The organism is Proteus sp. G2675, from assembly GCF_963886535.1.
Lineage (GTDB): Bacteria > Pseudomonadota > Gammaproteobacteria > Enterobacterales > Enterobacteriaceae > Proteus > Proteus mirabilis.
The window spans coordinates 112,873-131,594 of record NZ_CAWPCB010000040.1 but is presented as its reverse complement, the minus strand read 5'-3'; the positions used below and the strand labels follow the sequence as shown (position 1 = coordinate 131,594).

Sequence of the window (18,722 nt, the reverse complement as noted above, 5' to 3'; positions counted from 1 at the left end):
GAAACGTTTCATAAATTTTTTCTGTTGGCTGTTATTTGTAACAGGATAATGTGATCGTGATAGATATTTTTGATCTTGGTAAAATATTCACTATAAAAAAAATGAAATTAAGATGAAATATTTTGAAAGCAAGCAATAAACTACCTTATTCTACTAATGGAAATAACTATCGTGTTTTCTTAGTGCTTGTAACATAAAATTAACATTAGTAACCTTTAGAATATACAGATGGCGGTAACACCGTTGTGATGTGGTAATAAAGCAGTAGAGAATTGTGTTATTGATATGAAGAGGAGTGAAGTAAGTTAATAGGTATAACGTGTTGGTTTTCTGTCATTTTGAGCGCACTGCAGATAATGAGTTATTAGGGCGCATCACCGATCTTTGAAAACAGCCGTAAGGTTTCCCGTCTCAATGCTCTGAAATCACTCAGATTACGTTTTAGTGATGCGCCATACCGTCAATGTCGGCAATTGCCAATTTAGCCTACTTAAAAAGGGCGGTAACTTGCTCAGGTGGACGACCTAAACGCGCTTTATTGCCAACGACCACAATAGGACGTTCAATTAATTTAGGGTGATTATGCATGGCCTGAATTAATGCTTCTTGTGAGCTCTCATCAGCAAGCTTTAGGGTTTTATAAATTTCTTCTTTGGTGCGCATTAATTTTCTTGCATCGTCAAAATCTAGCGCTTTGAGTAATGCTTTTAACTCATCGACAGAAGGCGGCGTATCTAAATAATGAATAACGTCAGGGGTGATATGCATCTCTTCTAATAAATGTAAGGTTTCACGGCTTTTAGAACAGCGCGGATTATGATAAATCGTTACTTTGTTGGTCATATTATCCCTTATTTAAATTGACTGTCTTTATGTTGAAGTTTACGCAATTGATCAATACGTGCATCAAAACGAGCTTGCTCATTACTGCCTAATTTTACTTGACGACTCGCATCACCAAGATAACGAATGGCAGTTTCAAAATCTCCTCGTAATGCCAAATCTTCAGCGTAAGCTGCAAGCTCTTGGGCTCGATTACCTTGTTTTGCCGCATTTTCCGCCACCAACTGCCAACCAATAGGATCGTCAGGGTTGTCAAAGGTATAGCGATATAATAATCGATTAGCTTCGTTATATTGCTTATTTTGCATATAAGCATTAGCTAAATTAACCGTCAGTACTTTGTTATTAGGTGATTGCTTAAGCGCTTGTTGTAAACGTGTTATCGCTTCTGCAGCACGGTTTTGCTCTACGTCAATATCGGTAATGGCATCAATAAGCCAGATATTATTTGGCTCTTTTGCCAGCATAGGGGCGAGTATTTTTCTCGCGTCATTAAATTTACGATCACGAGAATAGAGTAAGGCTTGTGCATAATTGGCGGCTGATTTTTCTAATTCCGTTCCTTGCCTAAACTGATCCAGTGTGGTTTGCAAGGCGTTACTTGATGTGGGGTTTTTCTCAAGCATAGTTAATACCCGCATTTTAGCATAGAGAAAATTAGCCGATTGTGGCACTTTGCGCGGAGCATATTGCGCTGCACGGCTACGTGCATCAGATAAACGGCTGTCAGGTAAGGGGTGCGTTAATAGCATTTCAGGCGGCTTAGAACTATAGCGCACTTGGTCTGCTAAGATCTGCATAAAATTAGGCATACCTTGTGGATCAAATCCTGCACGATAAAGAGTTTGTATTCCTATCCGATCAGCTTCTTGTTCGTTCATTTGCGTGAAGGTGATCATGTTTTGTTGCATCCCAGCCATACTTCCCGTAAAGGTGGCTAAACCGGCATTGGGGTTAGCCATAAATATTAAAATAGAGCCTAATATTCCAGCCATAGCCAGTGGCGTGGTTTTAGACTGATCTTCTAACATTCTTGCAAGATGACGCTGGGTAACGTGAGAAATTTCGTGGGCGATAACAGAAGCTAATTCACTTTCATTGCGACTGTATCTAAATAGTGCTGAGTGCAATACGATATTGCCACCAAAATAAGCAAAGGCATTAATATTGGGGTTATTCACTAAATAAAAGTGAAAGGGGGTTTTTACCGAACTGGCATTAGAGACTAATCTTTGACCTAAATTATTGATGTAATTAGAAAGTAGAGGGTCAAAAACTAATGGTGCACTATTTCTTAATTGGCGAGTATAGTAATCACCCATAGCGATTTCTTGATTGATACTCAATGTTGAGCCTGCTGTCGTTCCCATATCGGGCAGGGTATCTTCAATATCAATCGCAGCGTGAGCAGGCAACACTGATGTTGATAGCAAAGTAGAAACAAGAAGCGCGACCAGTGGTTTTTTAAGTCTGAGTTTCATACAACAACATCCTGATAGCTATCTTAACGAAAAATTTATAATTAATGATGTATCATAGCAAAAGCTAACGTAAAATCCGTCAAAAGATTATTGATTATGTAAATCAATACATATAGATATATTTGACTTATTATTATAAAGGACCTCTATTTTCATGCTGGACTTGCTTGTTCAATGGTATAAACGTCGATTTGCTGATCCCCAAGTTATCGCGCTGGTGGTGATCTTAATTGCCGGTTTTTCAATTATCTACTTTTTCAGTGGCATACTTGCACCATTATTAGTCGCCATTGTATTAGCTTATTTGCTGGAATGGCCAACACACTTACTTGAGAAGCTAGGATGTGCACGAATTTGGGCCGTATCAATCGTTCTGACACTATTTATAGGTATTAGTGCCATTGTTATTTTGATTTTAGCGCCAACGGTATGGCAACAAGCCATGACGCTAATTTCAGATATCCCTAATATGATCAATAAATTCAATGCATTTGCTCGAGAATTACCTGAGCGATTCCCCGCATTAATGGATGTTGGCATTGTGGATATGATGGCGGAAAACTTGCGCAGTAAATTTTCAACGGTGGCAGAGTCAGTGTTAAAAGTCTCTTTAGCCTCTTTAATCGGCGTTATCACGCTCTCTATTTATCTGATCCTTGTGCCATTAATGACGTTCTTTTTATTAAAAGATAAGCAACAAATGCTCAATGCTGTCCGTCGGGTATTACCCAAAAATAGAATTCTTGCAGCACAAGTGTGGATTGAGGTTAATCAGCAAATCACCAACTATATTCGTGGTAAGGTCACCGAAATGGTGATTGTTGGTGTATTTACCTATTTTGTCTTTGCTTTTTTTGATTTGCGTTATTCAGTCTTATTAGCGGTTTTAGTTGGCGTTTCGGTTTTAGTGCCTTATGTGGGGGCGGTACTCGCGACTATTCCAGTCATTGTAATTGCGCTTTCTCAATGGGGATTAGGCTCTGATTTTTGGGCGCTATTTATCGCTTACTTAGTGGTTCAAGGTTTAGATAGCAACTTATTAGTACCGATATTGTTCTCTGAAGCTGTCAATATGCACCCCTTAGTCATTATCTTATCTGTGATTATATTTGGTGGTATGTGGGGTTTTTGGGGGGTGTTTTTCGCCATTCCTTTAGCGACGTTAATCAAAGCAGTATTACATGCGCTGCCTGATGAAATTGCCAATGAGCCACCTTTAGAAACATTAGAAAAGAAAAAGTAATAAAGTAATCATAGACGCGATTTATCATCAACTTATTGATAATAAAAAAACAGACAGCGATAGTTAATGGCTGTCTGTTTTATTTATCAGCACTAAGCTGTGATCATAAACTATGGGTGTGCAGCTAAATAATCGATAACCACTTGGTGGTGATTGCTGGTTTTAAAATTATCAAACACATGTTCAATCACACCGTTTTTATCAATTAGGAACGTCGTACGATGAATGCCATCGTAAGTTTTCCCCATAAATTGTTTTTCACCCCAAATGCCAAATTGCTCTGCAACTTTATGATCTTCATCAGAAAGTAAGGTGAAGTTTAACATCTCTTTTTCGGCAAAACGGGAAAGTTTTTCTGACTTATCAGTACTAATTCCCAATACCTCGACGTTGGCTTTTTTTAGTGTATCCATCTCATCACGTAAGCCACAAGCTTGCGTTGTACAGCCTGGTGTCATCGCTTTTGGATAAAAATAAACGAGCACACGTTGGCCAGCAAAATCAGACAGATTAATAATTTCTCCATCTTGATCAGGCAGACTGAATTGAGGTGCCTTATCACCGGCTTTTAATGGGTTCATTACCTAATTCTCCATTCTTTTATTGTTTCATCATCAGACTATTTACGATACTTATTGTGCCTTGAGCGTTTAACTCTGTACATAATTGATTGAATTTCTCATGAATAACGAGACCATGATCATCTAGCGGATTATGGGCCGTGATCTGAATTTCTAAACGAGCAGGAGTACCATCCTCAGAAGGATGAGTTTTAGAAACTAATTCTGCAAGATTAAAGTGATGTTGACTAAATAAATTGGTAAAACGTTCGACAATGCCGGGGGCATCTTCTATATCTACTTTTGCAGTAATGGTTGATGGGTAAGAGACTGGCGCACCCATTTTGGTTCTTTTCATCACAGTCAATAAATCAAGTTCTGCACTTTTTATCGGCAGTAATGCTTCAAGTTGGGCAATCGCATTCCAACCACCAGAAAGTAGCATGATAAACGTAAATTCTTGACCGAACATCGCAAGCCGGCTGTCTTCGATATTACATCCGCATTGGCTAACTAATTGCGTAATGGTATCAACGATACCAGGACGGTCAGTCCCTAATGCAGTGAGTACGAGAAAATGTTTATCAGGTATAGGCAAAATAGGCTTCCTTTTGACTTTCAGTTTATTCCTAACAGGTAAACACAAAATTTGATTTCTGCCAAGATCAGAAGCGCACTATCTTTCATTATTATCTCTCTTTAATTCAAATCAAAGAATATTAGCAAATTTCATTAGAAACCTAGAGTTAAGTAGTTTTCAATAGAGCAATGAATGAGTACCATTGTGTATAAGTCTATCTCGGAGCAATGAATTATGGTAAGTAACAATTTTGATTTTACAGGCAGTATGGTGGCATTAGTCACCCCTATGGATGCGAAAGGCAATGTTGACCGAGTTAGTTTACGCAAGTTGGTCGATTATCATGTTAAAGCAGGTACAGATGCTATTGTCTCTGTGGGAACAACGGGAGAATCGGCAACATTAAGCCATGATGAGCATGTTGATGTCGTATTAATGACTCTGGATATGGCTGATGGTCGTATTCCTGTGATTGCAGGCACGGGGGCTAATGCAACTTCTGAAGCTATTTGGTTTACACAACAGTTTGAAAATAAAGGTATTGCAGGGTGCTTAACGGTTACTCCATACTATAATAAACCTTCCCAAGAAGGGCTTTATCAACATTTTAAAGCGATTTCTGAAAGCACGGCTTTACCCCAAATCTTGTATAATGTGCCCGGCCGTACAGGATGTGATTTATTGCCAGTAACAGTTGCACGTTTAGCTCAGTTGGATAATATTGTGGCAATTAAAGAGGCGACAGGGAACTTAAGTCGTGTTAGTCAAATCCAACAGTTAGTTAATGATGATAGTTTTATCTTATTAAGTGGAGATGACGCATCCTCATTAGACTTTATGCAACTTGGCGGTCATGGTGTTATTTCGGTTACTGCTAACGTTGCTGCGTTAGAAATGGTAGAATTATGTCGATTGGCAAAAGCGGGTGAGTTTGCAAAAGCACGTGAACTTAATCGACGCCTGATGGACTTACATCATCAGTTATTTGTTGAACCTAACCCAATCCCAGCTAAATGGGCGTGTCAACGTATTGGATTGATTGAAGACGCCACATTGCGCTTACCGATGACTCCATTAACATCAGCGGGTCAGGATATCGTAGAGAAAGCGCTGTTAACAGCGGGAATACTGTAAAACTTAGGGAATTTTAATGGCAACACTATTGCATAAATCAAAGATTATGAAAGTCGCGGGTCTGTCGCTGGTGGTTTTATTGGCAGCCTGTTCCAGTGATCAGCGCTATAAACGTCAAGTCAGTGGTGACGAGTCGTATTTAGAGTCAGCAGCGCTAAAAAATTTAGTTGTCCCAGCGGGTATGGTGTTGCCTTTGCAAAATGGGGAATATGATATTCCTACGCCTAAAAAGAGTGAGCCTGTGGGTTTAGCATTAGATATTCGCCCACCCACACAGGCTTTAAACTTATTAAGTGGCTCACGTAGTGAGAATAATGCGGATAATAGCCGACTGTTATTACCCAACACGCCCGAAAATACCACTTTATACGAGCAAGTTTCTGCTGTTTTAGCGGATAAAGGTGTGGCACTGGCTAAAAGTGATGCAGGACAAAAACAGATTGTTACCGATTGGATCACTTGGACTCGTGCTGATGAAAATGTGCCTTTCCAAAGTCGCCATAATTTAGCGATAAGCCAGTCAGGTAATGTTGTGATATTAACGATTACGAATACTGGGTTACGCCAAGGTGAAAACGAGATTTCCGATCCAATGGAAGTGAAGCGTTATAACACCTTACTATTAAATGAAGTGGTTGACGGTTTAAACCGCATGCGTAACTTAAGTGAAAATAGCGCAACGAGTAATTTGCAAGGTATTATCGACGTACAAACGGGAAGTGATAATGCTGGGCTGCCTGTCATTATTGTTCGAGCACCATTTGATGTTGTGTGGGATAGATTACCTATCGCGCTAGAAAGCGTGGGTATGAAAATGGGCGATCGTACTCGTTCGAAAGGTTCAATTGAAGTGACTTATAAAGGCTTAAGTAGTGCAAGTTGGAGCACGTTAGGGGTTGATAAACCAACAATTAATGAAGGGGATTACAAACTACAAGTTGGTGACTTAAATAACCGCAGTAGTTTGCAATTTATCAGTGATAAAGGTAAACCTCTTACACAGTCTGAAAATGATCAGATGGTTGCTGCAATGAAAGCGGCCTTTAGTAAGCCAATAAAATAAAAGCTCTTTTTATCTATTAAATATCAGGCCGTACAGGAAATGTGCGGCCTTTTTATCACTCAATTCACTTATTTCTCTTATTGATTAGAGCCGCTAAAAAATAGTCGACAGTGATATTTTTTAGTGATCCCCACCACGTTTTAAAAGCTTTTTTATCCAATCTAGAGTAGAGTATGGAAAGCAAGTTTCTTGTTAAACCTATCACATCTTTGGAGTGTGTCAGATGCAAAAAAAAGCTGAGTTGTATCGTGGTAAAGCGAAAACAGTTTATACCACTGAGTCTTCTGATTATCTTATTCTTGAATTCAGAAACGATACATCAGCGTTAGATGGCCAACGTATTGAACAGTTTGATCGTAAAGGAATGGTGAACAATAAGTTCAATTATTTCATTATGAACAAATTGGAAGAAGCGGGTATCCCAACGCAGATGGAACGTTTGCTCTCTGATAATGAAGTGCTAGTAAAAAAACTCGATATGGTGCCTGTTGAATGTGTTATTCGTAACCGAGCGGCTGGATCACTGGTTAAACGTTTAGGTATTGAAGAAGGTACTGTCTTAAACCCACCTATTTTTGATCTCTTCTTAAAAGACGATGCCCGTCATGATCCGATGGTTAATGAATCTTACTGTGAAACTTTTGGTTGGGTATCAAAAGAAAACCTCGCAGAAATGAAACGTCTTAGTTATAAAGCAAACGATGTCCTCAGTGAACTATTTGATAAAGCCGGTCTGATCCTCGTTGACTTTAAATTAGAGTTTGGCCTCTTTAACGGTAAAGTTGTGCTGGGGGATGAATTCTCACCAGATGGTAGCCGTTTATGGGATAAAAACACCTTAGATAAAATGGATAAAGATCGCTTCCGTCAAAGTTTAGGTGGATTAATTGAAGCCTATGAAGAAGTTGCACGTCGAATTGGTGTTTCTTTAGACTAACTGCGCAATCGATTACGTCAGCAATATTATCCATAAAAGAAAAAGGTCAGCTTAAAAACTGACCTTTTTAATATTCTATAAAGAAAAATTAACTAAGATGAATTGAAAGTGACTAATGGGTGCTATTATTTTGCTCTTAAAAAATAGGCAATAGCGATGAGATAATTTTTGTTATTATCTAAGATAAGTTGTCATCAAAATGACCTAGCAATTAAAATTAAGTGAATTACATAATGGGGAAGGGTTATGCGTTGGAATGATCGCCGAAGAAGCAATAATGTTGAAGATAGAAGAGGGCAGCCTTCTTCTGCATCCGGTGGTGGTAATCTCCCATTAGGATTAATTGCACTATTATTGCGTACAAAATATGGCTTTGTGATCATTATTATTTTGGTGATCGCAAGCTTTATGGGGTTTGATTTTAATTCGCTTACAGGGCAAACATCACAACCAACACAAAATAGCCAACAACAATCCGCCCTTTATAATGAAGCGGCAGATTTTAGCAGTGTTGTATTAGCCAGTACGGAAGATTTTTGGCAAGGGATGTTTGCCAAAGCCGGCGAACAATATCGTGATCCTAAATTAGTGCTATATACCAACAGTACCACAACGCAATGCGGTACCGGCACTAAAATGATGGGGCCTTTTTATTGTCCTGCAGACCAAAAAATTTATCTCGATCTCTCTTTTTATAATGAAATGAAAAACAGCCTTGGTGGGGGTGGAGAGTTTGCTCAAGGTTATGTGATTTCTCATGAAGTGGGACATCATGTTCAGCATCTACTTGGTATCACCACACAAATGCGTGAAAAACAGCAAATGGCACGTTCAAAAGTGGAAGCAAATCGCTTATCAGTAAGACTAGAACTGCAAGCTGATTGTTTTGCGGGTATGTGGGGGCGCTTTATTGCCGGTGAAGGCCGTGTTGATGAAGCGGACTTACTGACGGCCATTAAAACCGCACAAGCTATCGGTGATGATAGGCTGCAACGCCAACAACAGGGTTACGCTGTACCGGATAGCTTTGCTCACGGCACTGCAGAACAACGTAAGACATGGTTTATGCGCGGCTACAATAGTGGCGATATTAAATCTTGTGATACATTTGCTTCTTCGTCATTGAACTAATACCATCTCACGCTTAAATGATATTAGAATGATTCAGAGAAAGAGAAGGATTATAAAAATAGATGAGTAATGTTGATCCCTCATTGCTAATTTTGCTGGTACTCGCAGGCCTTGGCATTATTAGTCATAATATGACTGTCACTTTAGCGATGATCTTTTTATTGGTTATTAAAATCACACCGTTAAACCAATATTTTCCATTAGTCGAAAAATACGGTATGACCATTGGGATCTTGATCCTCACCGTAGGTGTTATGACACCGATTGCCACAGGCCGCATTTCCGCACAAGAAGTTTTCAATTCTTTTTTAAATTGGAAATCATTACTAGCGATTGCAATTGGTATCATCGTCTCTTGGTTAGGGGCACGAGGGGTGTCACTTATGAATAACCAACCGTCAACGGTAGCGGGTTTACTCGTAGGAACCGTTATTGGTGTCGCTCTATTTAGAGGGGTTCCAGTAGGTCCACTGATTGCTGCGGGGATCCTTTCGTTATTGATAGGTAAGTCATAGTAGTGCCATCTTTAGATTTATTGCGCTATCAACAAGCCTTCGCTCGACTAGGCCAGCGGCGATTACTCCTTTTAGCGGGGAGCTATACATGGCAAAGGGAACAACTTCGAGCTATCCAACAGCAGTGTAAAGGCGATTGGCTAATACTCTCTTCAGAGATGTCTGAGGCGATAAAACCAGAACATGCTCATCAACTATTAGGCCGTGAATATCTTCACGCTGTATTTGACGCTAACCATGCTTTTAATGCTGATGCACTAGCGATGCTAACGGGAACGTTGAAAGCAGGAAGTTGGCTTATCTTATGTTTACCCGATATTGTTCAGTGGCAACATTATATTGATAACGATAGTCAGCGCTGGAATGATGCGCAAGGGGTTATATCTACTCCCCATTTTATGGCTTGGTTAGCAAAAATTACACTAGCAGATAAACAGGCCATTATTTGGCAAGCATCGCAGCCCCTTGTTCTACCTGAAATAAAAAATACAGGCCAACAGTGGGCGTTGCCTCAAGGGATGCCAACCATACAACAGCGACAGTTATTAGCGCATCTTTTACAGGCAAAATCCGGCGTATGGAGTATCACGGCACCACGAGGCAGAGGAAAATCAGCGTTAGCAGGAATGTTGATAGAGCAATGGCCTGGCTCAGTGACGGTTTGTGCCCCTGCGAGAAACAGTATTGAAGTGCTATTATCTCATACACATAAAACCATCGAGTTCTACTCACCGGATAATTTGTTAGCCCTTTGTGATACAGAGCATTTGTGTCGAGATTGGTTAATTATTGATGAAGCGGCGACTATACCCATTGCTCAACTGATAGCTCTTTGTCAGCACTTCCCTCGAGTGTTAATGACCACCACGGTACAAGGCTATGAAGGAACAGGGCGCGGCTTTATTTTAAAACTGGGTGATAGCATTCCAAAGTTACAAAATTATCAACTTACCGTACCTATTCGCTGGGCGCAGGACGATCCACTCGAAAATTGGCTTAATCAACTGTTGTTACTTGATGAACCTTCTTTTCATCATGCTAACCAATCTGGCGAGGTGGTGATCACCTCATGCCAGCATTTCGATAGTGAACAACGAGCCAATTTTTATCAACTTTTAACCAGTGCTCATTATCGAACCACGCCTTTAGATCTTCGACGTTTATTCGATGGACAAAAGCAGCACTATTGGTCTGCATTTATTCATCGGCATCTTGTTGGGGCGGTGTGGTGTATTGAAGAAGGGGGACTAGCGAAAGCCTTAGCACAAGATGTTTGGCGAGGTATACGTCGACCAAGAGGTAATCTTGTTGCCCAATCGTTAGTCACTTACGGCTTATCCATTGAGGCAATGTGTTTAACTTCATTACGCATCAGCCGAATTGCGGTATTGCCAGCATATCGACGTCAAAAAGTCGCTGCAAAATTAGTTGCGGATATTGCTAAGCAGTGCCAGAAACAGAATATTGATTACCTTTCTGTCAGTTTTGGCTATACCGACGCATTAGCCAATTTTTGGCAACAATGTGGTTTTTATCTGGTGAGATTAGGCGTTCATAAAGAAGCCAGTAGTGGCTGTTATACTGCTATGGCTATTTACCCAATCAGTGCTCAGGGGCAGCAATTATTACAAGTTGCACAACAAGCACTCGCATTACAAAGTGATTATATCACTCAGCAAACAGGTATCTCTCTTGCTACTGCATTGCCTAGCGCCAGTGAAGCAGATCACTGGCTGATGATGGCAGGTTTTGCTTTCGCCCATCGCTCTATATTAACGGTATATCAAAGTGTTGGTTATTTTCTGCAAGGTGATAGATCACGCTACCCGTTATTAGTGGCATTTTTTATTGATAAGCAATCTGTAGAGGCCTGTGTAAAACAATTTTCGTTATCGGGCAAGAAAGCCCTTGTCACGACACTACGTCGGCAATGCCAACAACTGATGGCAGAAAAAGATGAGCAATTAGCACAGGCTTACCAACATTGGTTAACGACTACTTCTTCTGGTCATTTTTGTTGGGCCAATCGTCCTCATCATCCCATTTATCATTAAAATCGCGATGGGGAGGCAGTTTCCGTTTATTTTTTAGAAACTGTTTTGGATCTATTTTATTCATATCTTTTATGGCATTAATAATTATTCCAACTAAAAGAATTAAAATAACCCACCAATAGTCAGTGATCCAGTGCATAAACCCGCCTTATGTTTTAAAATTGTTATTGAGAATGAGGAGCTTTTTTATTTACTCTTTACCTTAGAGCGACCAAGCATAATTTGGAAAGCATAACATGAAACGGATATTATTGATTATAGCAGGGTGGTTATCTGTTGGATTAGCCACATTAGGTGTTGTTTTACCCGTGTTACCCACTACACCATTTTTGTTATTAGCAGCATGGTGTTTTTCTCGCTCATCAACACGCTTTCATCACTGGTTGCTATATCGCTCTTGGTTTGGTGGTTATTTGCGTTATTGGCAAACCTATCGCGCCATGCCTAAGGGGGCTAAGCCGAAAGCTATTTTAGTCATTTTAGTAACTTTTGCTATCTCGCTATGGTTGGTCTCAATGTGGTGGGTGAGAATTTTATTGCTGATAATTTTAGCCTGTCTGTTGATATTTATGTGGAGACTTCCTGTAATAGAGAAACAAGATGTCTCCTAAGATAAATAAAATCTAATTATTCTGGTAGTACAATATAGCGTTGATAAACCGTTTCTAAGTTATCTAATAGCCATTGTTTACCTAAAATCGGCTCTTCTTCTAAAACAGCGCGAAGGATATCGATAGTATAGGCCTGCGAAGCTTCATAAGAGAGAGGCAAATAACTGATATGCCAAGGCTCATAGGCAATATAACTCTCTTTATCGGTAAAAGGGCGATAAAAATCGTAAGCTGACATATTTTCAGTCAGCCAGTTATTAAGTTGTGCAAAATAGCCCCCTTGTTCATACTCCCAAGGTTCTAATTGCAATGATTGCCCATTAGGTAAACGGAAAGGATCGTAAAAATCAATTTCGGTTCCCCAATGATGGCGACTTGCTCCGGGTAATGCAGACCATTTTAAAATCGCCTCGCAGCGTTGGCCTTCTGATAATGTCTGAATATCAATAGGTTGACTTTCAGCATCTAATACAGGGCGAGTGCCTTCAAATTTGCCATTCCATATCGCTAACTGACGTTCAAAACTTCTAAATGAACTGGCAGGCATTAATTTAAATCCCGCTTTGGCCGCTTGTTGTTGTAACGCTAAAAAGGCTTTTGTCGCATTAAACTGTAAATGATGTCGTTCTGATAAAGTCACTAAATGATCCGTAGAACGACCCGTTAACATTAAAGGGGTTATCATAAAATAATCTGCTCCATGATCCGCTGATAGATGCGACTAAGTTGTTGTAAATCAGCAGCACTGACACACTCATTTACTTTATGAATGGTGGCATTAATAGGCCCTAATTCAACAACTTGTGCACCCATTTGGGCGATAAATCGTCCATCGGAGGTGCCTCCGCTAGTTGAAAGCGTTGGCTCTATATTGGTGTAGTGTTTTACTGAATAACGTACCGCATCCAGTAATTTTCCTTCACCAGTGATAAAAGGTTGCCCAGATAAAGACCAAGAAATGTGATAACGCAACTGATATTTTTGTAGTAATGCTTCAGTACGTTGACGAATTTCTTCATCTGTAATAGCGGTGCTAAAACGAAAGTTAAACTGTATAAATAACTCACCTGGGATCACATTATTACTGCCAGTTCCACTATTAATATTGGCAATTTGCATGGTAGTGGCGGGAAAATACTCATTGCCATTATCCCATACTGTATTCACTAACTCGTGAATAAAAGGTGAAGCCATATGAATAGGGTTTTGTGCAAGGTGAGGGTAAGCAACGTGGCCCTGCGTACCATAAATAGTGACATTTGCTGTTATTGAACCCCGTCGGCCATTTTTTATCATATCGCCGAGTTGATGCTGACTTGATGGTTCACCCACTAAGCAATAATCAAGTCGCTCTCCTCGAGATATTAATGACTCGACCACTTTAACGGTACCATCATGAGCATCGGCTTCTTCATCGGAGGTAATTAAAAAAGCAAGACGTCCACGATGTTGCGGATAAGCATGCACAAATCGTTCAGCCGCGACAATCATGGCTGCGAGAGAGCCTTTCATATCGGCGGCACCTCGACCATATAACATTCCATCACGAATAGACGGCTCAAAAGGTGGATTATCCCATAATGCATTAGCGCCAGGAGGCACAACATCGGTATGTCCTGCAAATGCGAGGGTTTCTCCCTCACCACCACGACATGCCCAAAGATTTTCGGTCTGACCAAAAGGCATTTTTTCAATGGTAAAGCCCAAAGGTGCTAATCTTTCGATGATCAGTTGCTGACAACCTTGGTCATCTGGGCTTACGGAAGGTCGAGAAATAAGTTGTTGTGCAAGTTCAATAACAGGGCAGGACATAAAAATTAGGCTCCTGTAAAAGTCAGGTAATCATTAGCATTAAAACCTACCATAAAACGATTATCAGAAGAGACTAAAATTGGGCGTTTAATAATGGCAGGTTTATCAAGCATAAGTGCAATGGCTGCATTCACATCAGTGATAGCATTTTTTTCTTCATCAGATAATTGACGCCAAGTTGTTCCTCTTTTGTTCACCAATGTCTGCCAATCTAAATTTTCTGTAAAGGTGAGTAATAATGCTTCCTTCAAACCGTCTTTACGGTAATCATGAAAAACATAAGGAATATGATTATCATCTAGCCATTTACGTGCTTTTTTGATTGTATCGCAATTTTTTATGCCGTACATCGTGTATGTCAGGTTAGTAGTAGACATGATATTTTCCTTATATGACAATACGTAATATTGGTATCAATACGTATAAGTGTTATACAGATCCAAAGTAGCAGGTTTTGTTGTAGTGAAAAATCCTATTTACATTATAAAATATATTGGATATTAACCTGTCACCTAAGTGTAACGAATTGTGTAACGTAGAGTAATAGAAATAAAGATTTCCGTTGGTAAAAGAAAATATGAAAAGTATTTCACTGAGTCTTATATTGCTTTTACTCTCTACTTTTAGCTGGGCTAATGAAGATGAAGACAGCAAAAAGGTTGATGAGTATAAAACAGCCCTACAGGCATTTTTTAACAGTGATTATTTATTGTGTTTAGGCGAAGGGAAATGGCCCGTTTACAGTAATGAAAATGATGCTCCATGGGTTTTAGAGCGAATGAATGCATTAATGGATGCTGGTTTAATTGAACAAACTGTCGATGGTGACGAGTGGGTGTTCTCTCTAAGCGAGAAGGGACGAAAAGCTTGGCAACCATATCAAGATTTTTGTTATGGACACCTTTTTATTAGCCAAATAAAAGAGATACAACCTATCGATTCAGATAAAAGTACTATCTATTTTTATTATGGAGTCAAAGATATTCCTGCTTGGGCTAGAAATAGTGATGTACAGTCAGCATTTAGTGAACTGGATATAGTGATTAACGGTATCAACCGAGAGCTTTATCAGTTAAAAATTGAAAAGTTACCCGATAATCACTTCAAAGTATTAAGTTATCCTGTCCCTATTGAGTGATTTTCTAAAGTGAGAAAATGGCTTCCTTAAGAACTTAATTACCCCGACTTAATGTCGGGGTAAATTCGTTTAGTGCTGATGCTTAATTAAGATAAGGCTCGCCGCTAAACGTGATGTCACTTGTAGTTTCTTTAAGATATTACGAATATGTACTTTGACGGTTTCTTCTGAGATAAACAGATTTTCGGCAATCTGTTTATTTTTCATTCCCACCGCCACTTCTTGAAGGACATCAAGCTCTCTTTTTGTTAATGCAGATAGCGGATCAGAATAGTTTTGTCTTAATTGGATATATTGCCAAACTTTTTCACTGTAAACGGGGCGCCCAACCACCGCTTTACGTAAACTGAGTAGCAACATATCAAGTTCACACTCTTTCAATAAATAACCGTTAGCACCAGCATCTAATGCAGCATACACATCATTGCGAGAATCTGAAATTGATAAAACCAATACATAAGATGTTAAACCACAGCGACGCAGAGAACGAATAATATCAATACCAGAGCGTCCTTGAAGGTGTAAATCCATCATAATAAGATCAGGATTTAACTGTTTTGCTGTGGTGATTGCTTCTTGAGCATTGCCACTTTCGCTTACTACAATAAATTCCTTGTCTTGCTCTAACAATAGCCGTAATCCATATCTCATGATAGGGTGATCATCCACTATCATAATTGAGTAGCTAGGCATAACCCCTCTCCCTAAAAAATAATATGCGTAATCTTTTCAACAGCAGAAAATAAAAAATAAATTCCAAATAAGGAATAAAAATTAGAATCAGATATCTTATTAAAACAATAAGAAAATAAAATTGACGGTTGGCAATATTACACCAATTATTGTTACGGGTAAAAAAGAAAATAACCAAAACGACTAATAAAAGTTCTAATGATAGATAAATCCTTTTATTACAATGTATTAAGTTAATTTTTAACTATATTAAAATGCAACTACAAGTAAAAATAGTTATTGATTTATAAAACAATATAAAAAGTTTAATTATTTTAAGAGTTAATTTAGTTATAGATAAATAATAAACAAAGATTGTATTTTTTCTGTTCGTGTTTATTTCCATAATGAAATTAAACTGGGTTAATAATATACCCAGAAATAGGTATGAGTAGTTTATAATAAATGAGATGAACTAATTTGAAAAAAGTGTCGATACCATCATGATTTAACGAGCTATTACCATTATACTAACCAAGCCCTTACCCTATTGATACAAAGGATATGAAGATGGAAGACAAACTACAACAAAGTGCATTGGATTTTCATGAATTCCCTAATCCTGGCAAAATCACAGTGACACCAACTAAACCACTAATAACACAACGTGACTTAGCATTAGCTTATTCACCGGGGGTTGCGGCTCCTTGCCTTGAAATTGCGGCTAATCCTTTAGCTGCGTATCGCTTTACAGCGAAAGGTAACTTGGTTGCCGTTATCTCTAATGGTACGGCTGTTTTAGGACTTGGTAATATTGGCGCCTTAGCAGGAAAACCTGTGATGGAAGGTAAAGGCGTATTATTTAAAAAATTCTCCGGCATTGATGTATTTGATATTGAAGTGAATGAAACCGATCCTGATAAATTGGTTGATATTATCGCTTCATTAGAACCGACTTTTGGTGGGATCAATTTAGAAGATATTAAAGCACCGGAATGCTTCTATATTGAACAAAAACTGCGTGAGAGAATGAATATCCCTGTCTTTCATGATGATCAGCATGGTACGGCAATTATTTCTACGGCCGCTATTATCAACGGGTTACGTATTGTTCGTAAAAATATTGATAAAGTTCGCTTAGTGGTTTCAGGTGCCGGTGCTGCTTCTATCGCGTGTATGAACCTTCTTGTCGCTTTAGGGTTAAAGCGTGAAAATATTGTTGTTTGTGACTCAAAAGGGGTTATTTATCAAGGCCGCGAAGCCAATATGGCAGAAACTAAAGCGGCTTATGCGATTAAAGATAACGGCAGTCGCACACTTGATGATGTGATCAACGATGCCGATATTTTCTTAGGGTGCTCAGGGCCGGGGGTACTGACCCAAGAGATGGTGAAAAAAATGGCACGCGACCCGCTGATCCTTGCGCTAGCAAATCCGGAGCCAGAAATTTTACCACCGTTAGTCAAAGCGGTACGATCAGATGCGATTATTTGTACCGGACGCTCTGATTTTCCTAATCAGGTCAATAATGTTCTCTGTTTCCCGTTCATTTTCCGTGGTGCGCTGGATGTGGGGGCAACCGCTATCAATGAAGAGATGAAACTTGCCTGTGTACATGCAATTGCTGAATTGGCACTGGCAGAACAAAATGAAGAGGTTGCTAGCGCATATGGCGATCAAGAACTGTCATTTGGCCCAGAATACATTATTCCAAAACCTTTTGATCCACGTTTAATTGTTAAAATTGCGCCTGCCGTTGCAAAAGCTGCAATGGATTCAGGTGTGGCAACCCGTCCAATTGAAGATTTCGCCGCTTATATCGAACACCTCAATGAATTCGTTTATAAAACGAATTTATTTATGAAACCTATCTTTGCTCAAGCGAAAAAAGAGAAAAAACGCATTGTATTGGCGGAAGGGGAAGATAACCGCGTTCTGCATGCGACTCAAGAATTAGTCACTTTAGGACTTGCTGAGCCGATCCTAATTGGTCGTCCTAGTGTGATTGAAATGCGTATTCAGAAATTAGGCTTACATATTCAAGCGGGTAGAGATTTTGAAGTTGTAAACAATGAAAACGATCCGCGTTTTAAAGAATATTGGCAAGAATATTATCAAATAATGAAACGTCGCGGTGTTTCGCAAGAACAAGCTCGTCGAGCCGTTATTGGTAATCCAACACTGATTGGCGCAATTATGGTACGTAGAGGGGAAGCAGACGGCTTGATCTGTGGAACCGTGGGAAGTTATTCGGAACATTTTGAAATATATAAAAATGTTTTTGGTTTACGTGAAGGATCTAATACTGCAGGGGCGATGAATGCACTATTACTGCCGAGTGGTAACACCTTTATTACTGATACCTATGTAAATGAAGATCCTACCGCTGAGCAACTTGCTGATATCACTATAATGGCGGCAGATACTATTCGTCGCTTTGGTATTGAGCCAAAAGCAGCATTAGTATCCCGCTCAAGTTTTGGCTCTTTTGACAGCCCATCATCTATAAAATTAAGAAAAGCGTTAGAACTTATTAAACAACGCGCCCCAGAATTAGAAATTGATGGTGAAATGCATGCTGATGCTGCTTTAGTTGAGTCAATTCGTCGTGATATTATGCCAGACAGCCCACTAAAAGGTTCAGCTAATCTGTTAGTGATGCCAACAATGGAAGCGGCGCGCATTAGCTATAACTTATTACGTGTCACTAGCTCCGATGGGGTAACGGTAGGTCCAGTGTTAATGGGAGTTGCTAAGCCTGCCCATATTTTAACGCCAATTGCATCTGTTCGTCGCATTGTTAATATGGTGGCATTAGCTGTGGTTGAAGCACAAACACAATCTCAACGCTAATCGCTAAACTGATTAAAATAACCACTTTAAGCAAAGCGCCTTTTTTAATAAAAGGCGTTTTTATTTTACGGTATCAATCCGTCAACATTAAATAC

At 39.4% G+C, this 18,722-nt stretch carries 19 protein-coding genes; 10 read left to right on the top strand and 9 right to left on the bottom strand.

Annotated elements, in window-relative coordinates; genetic code table 11:
• Positions 1-486: 486 nt before the first annotated feature.
• Both arsC and AACQ49_RS15385 read right to left on the bottom strand, forming a co-directional pair.
• Positions 487-843 (bottom strand): arsenate reductase (glutaredoxin), encoded by a 357-nt coding sequence (arsC, locus tag AACQ49_RS15390; RefSeq protein WP_004243423.1) that lies wholly within the window; start codon positions 841-843, stop codon positions 487-489.
• Positions 844-851: 8 nt separating this feature from the next.
• Positions 852-2,324 (bottom strand): beta-barrel assembly-enhancing protease, encoded by a 1,473-nt coding sequence (locus tag AACQ49_RS15385; RefSeq protein WP_004243422.1) that lies wholly within the window; start codon positions 2,322-2,324, stop codon positions 852-854.
• A gap of 154 nt (positions 2,325-2,478) precedes the next feature.
• Here AACQ49_RS15385 and AACQ49_RS15380 point away from each other — a divergent pair, with 154 nt between their 5' ends.
• Positions 2,479-3,567, top strand: a complete 1,089-nt coding sequence (locus AACQ49_RS15380; RefSeq protein ID WP_004243419.1) for an AI-2E family transporter — start codon at positions 2,479-2,481, stop codon at positions 3,565-3,567.
• A 110-nt stretch (positions 3,568-3,677) separates the two neighbouring features.
• On the opposite strand, the gene bcp is transcribed toward AACQ49_RS15380, so the two are convergent.
• Together bcp and AACQ49_RS15370 are read right to left on the bottom strand one after the other, a co-directional pair.
• Positions 3,678-4,148, bottom strand: coding sequence for a thioredoxin-dependent thiol peroxidase (gene bcp / locus AACQ49_RS15375; protein WP_004243417.1), 471 nt, complete (start codon positions 4,146-4,148; stop codon positions 3,678-3,680).
• Between the two features lie 19 nt (positions 4,149-4,167).
• The gene (locus tag AACQ49_RS15370) at positions 4,168-4,725 is read right to left on the bottom strand and encodes a glycine cleavage system transcriptional repressor (RefSeq protein ID WP_004248283.1); all 558 of its coding nucleotides are present in this window, start codon (positions 4,723-4,725) and stop codon (positions 4,168-4,170) included.
• Positions 4,726-4,941: 216 nt separating this feature from the next.
• On the opposite strand from AACQ49_RS15370, the gene dapA reads away from it, so the two are divergent.
• From dapA to AACQ49_RS15340, 6 genes are all read left to right on the top strand, one after another.
• The gene (dapA, locus tag AACQ49_RS15365) at positions 4,942-5,841 is read left to right on the top strand and encodes a 4-hydroxy-tetrahydrodipicolinate synthase (protein WP_004243415.1); all 900 of its coding nucleotides are present in this window, start codon (positions 4,942-4,944) and stop codon (positions 5,839-5,841) included.
• Between the two features lie 16 nt (positions 5,842-5,857).
• A complete protein-coding gene (gene bamC, locus AACQ49_RS15360; protein WP_004243414.1) occupies positions 5,858-6,904 on the top strand; it encodes an outer membrane protein assembly factor BamC in 1,047 nt (348 codons plus the stop codon).
• Positions 6,905-7,127: 223 nt separating this feature from the next.
• On the top strand, positions 7,128-7,841 hold the full coding sequence (gene purC, locus AACQ49_RS15355) for a phosphoribosylaminoimidazolesuccinocarboxamide synthase (protein ID WP_004243413.1): 714 nt from the start codon (positions 7,128-7,130) through the stop codon (positions 7,839-7,841).
• A 246-nt stretch (positions 7,842-8,087) separates the two neighbouring features.
• Entirely contained in the window at positions 8,088-8,972 is an 885-nt protein-coding gene (gene ypfJ, locus AACQ49_RS15350) for a KPN_02809 family neutral zinc metallopeptidase (protein WP_088206594.1), read from the top strand.
• A 62-nt stretch (positions 8,973-9,034) separates the two neighbouring features.
• Positions 9,035-9,487, top strand: coding sequence for a DUF441 domain-containing protein (locus tag AACQ49_RS15345; RefSeq protein WP_004243411.1), 453 nt, complete (start codon positions 9,035-9,037; stop codon positions 9,485-9,487).
• Positions 9,488-9,489: 2 nt separating this feature from the next.
• Entirely contained in the window at positions 9,490-11,541 is a 2,052-nt protein-coding gene (locus AACQ49_RS15340) for a tRNA(Met) cytidine acetyltransferase TmcA (protein WP_088206593.1), read from the top strand.
• Here AACQ49_RS15340 and AACQ49_RS15335 read toward each other — a convergent pair.
• The gene (locus AACQ49_RS15335) at positions 11,483-11,680 is read right to left on the bottom strand and encodes a YpfN family protein (RefSeq protein WP_004243408.1); all 198 of its coding nucleotides are present in this window, start codon (positions 11,678-11,680) and stop codon (positions 11,483-11,485) included. The two genes, AACQ49_RS15340 and AACQ49_RS15335, sit on opposite strands and share 59 nt — an antisense overlap.
• A gap of 97 nt (positions 11,681-11,777) precedes the next feature.
• Here AACQ49_RS15335 and AACQ49_RS15330 point away from each other — a divergent pair, with 97 nt between their 5' ends.
• Positions 11,778-12,152, top strand: coding sequence for a DUF454 family protein (locus tag AACQ49_RS15330; protein WP_004243406.1), 375 nt, complete (start codon positions 11,778-11,780; stop codon positions 12,150-12,152).
• Positions 12,153-12,168: 16 nt separating this feature from the next.
• On the opposite strand, the gene AACQ49_RS15325 is transcribed toward AACQ49_RS15330, so the two are convergent.
• The 3 genes from AACQ49_RS15325 to AACQ49_RS15315 are packed head-to-tail and all read right to left on the bottom strand — an operon-like array spanning position 12,169 to position 14,341.
• Positions 12,169-12,837 (bottom strand): M15 family metallopeptidase, encoded by a 669-nt coding sequence (locus AACQ49_RS15325; protein ID WP_004243405.1) that lies wholly within the window; start codon positions 12,835-12,837, stop codon positions 12,169-12,171.
• Complete coding sequence (gene dapE, locus AACQ49_RS15320; RefSeq protein ID WP_036918492.1) at positions 12,834-13,964, bottom strand: succinyl-diaminopimelate desuccinylase; 1,131 nt, start codon at positions 13,962-13,964, stop codon at positions 12,834-12,836. The genes AACQ49_RS15325 and dapE overlap by 4 nt, the downstream gene beginning before the upstream one ends.
• A 5-nt stretch (positions 13,965-13,969) precedes the next feature.
• Complete coding sequence (locus AACQ49_RS15315; protein ID WP_004248275.1) at positions 13,970-14,341, bottom strand: ArsC family reductase; 372 nt, start codon at positions 14,339-14,341, stop codon at positions 13,970-13,972.
• Between the two features lie 200 nt (positions 14,342-14,541).
• Here AACQ49_RS15315 and AACQ49_RS15310 point away from each other — a divergent pair, with 200 nt between their 5' ends.
• Positions 14,542-15,102, top strand: a complete 561-nt coding sequence (locus tag AACQ49_RS15310) for a hypothetical protein (protein WP_004248274.1) — start codon at positions 14,542-14,544, stop codon at positions 15,100-15,102.
• Positions 15,103-15,171: 69 nt separating this feature from the next.
• On the opposite strand, the gene AACQ49_RS15305 is transcribed toward AACQ49_RS15310, so the two are convergent.
• Positions 15,172-15,795 (bottom strand): response regulator, encoded by a 624-nt coding sequence (locus AACQ49_RS15305; RefSeq protein ID WP_004248273.1) that lies wholly within the window; start codon positions 15,793-15,795, stop codon positions 15,172-15,174.
• Between the two features lie 549 nt (positions 15,796-16,344).
• On the opposite strand from AACQ49_RS15305, the gene maeB reads away from it, so the two are divergent.
• Positions 16,345-18,627: an NADP-dependent oxaloacetate-decarboxylating malate dehydrogenase gene (maeB, locus tag AACQ49_RS15300; protein ID WP_004250839.1), complete on the top strand. Its 2,283-nt coding sequence runs from the start codon at positions 16,345-16,347 to the stop codon at positions 18,625-18,627.
• Positions 18,628-18,722 lie beyond the last annotated feature (95 nt).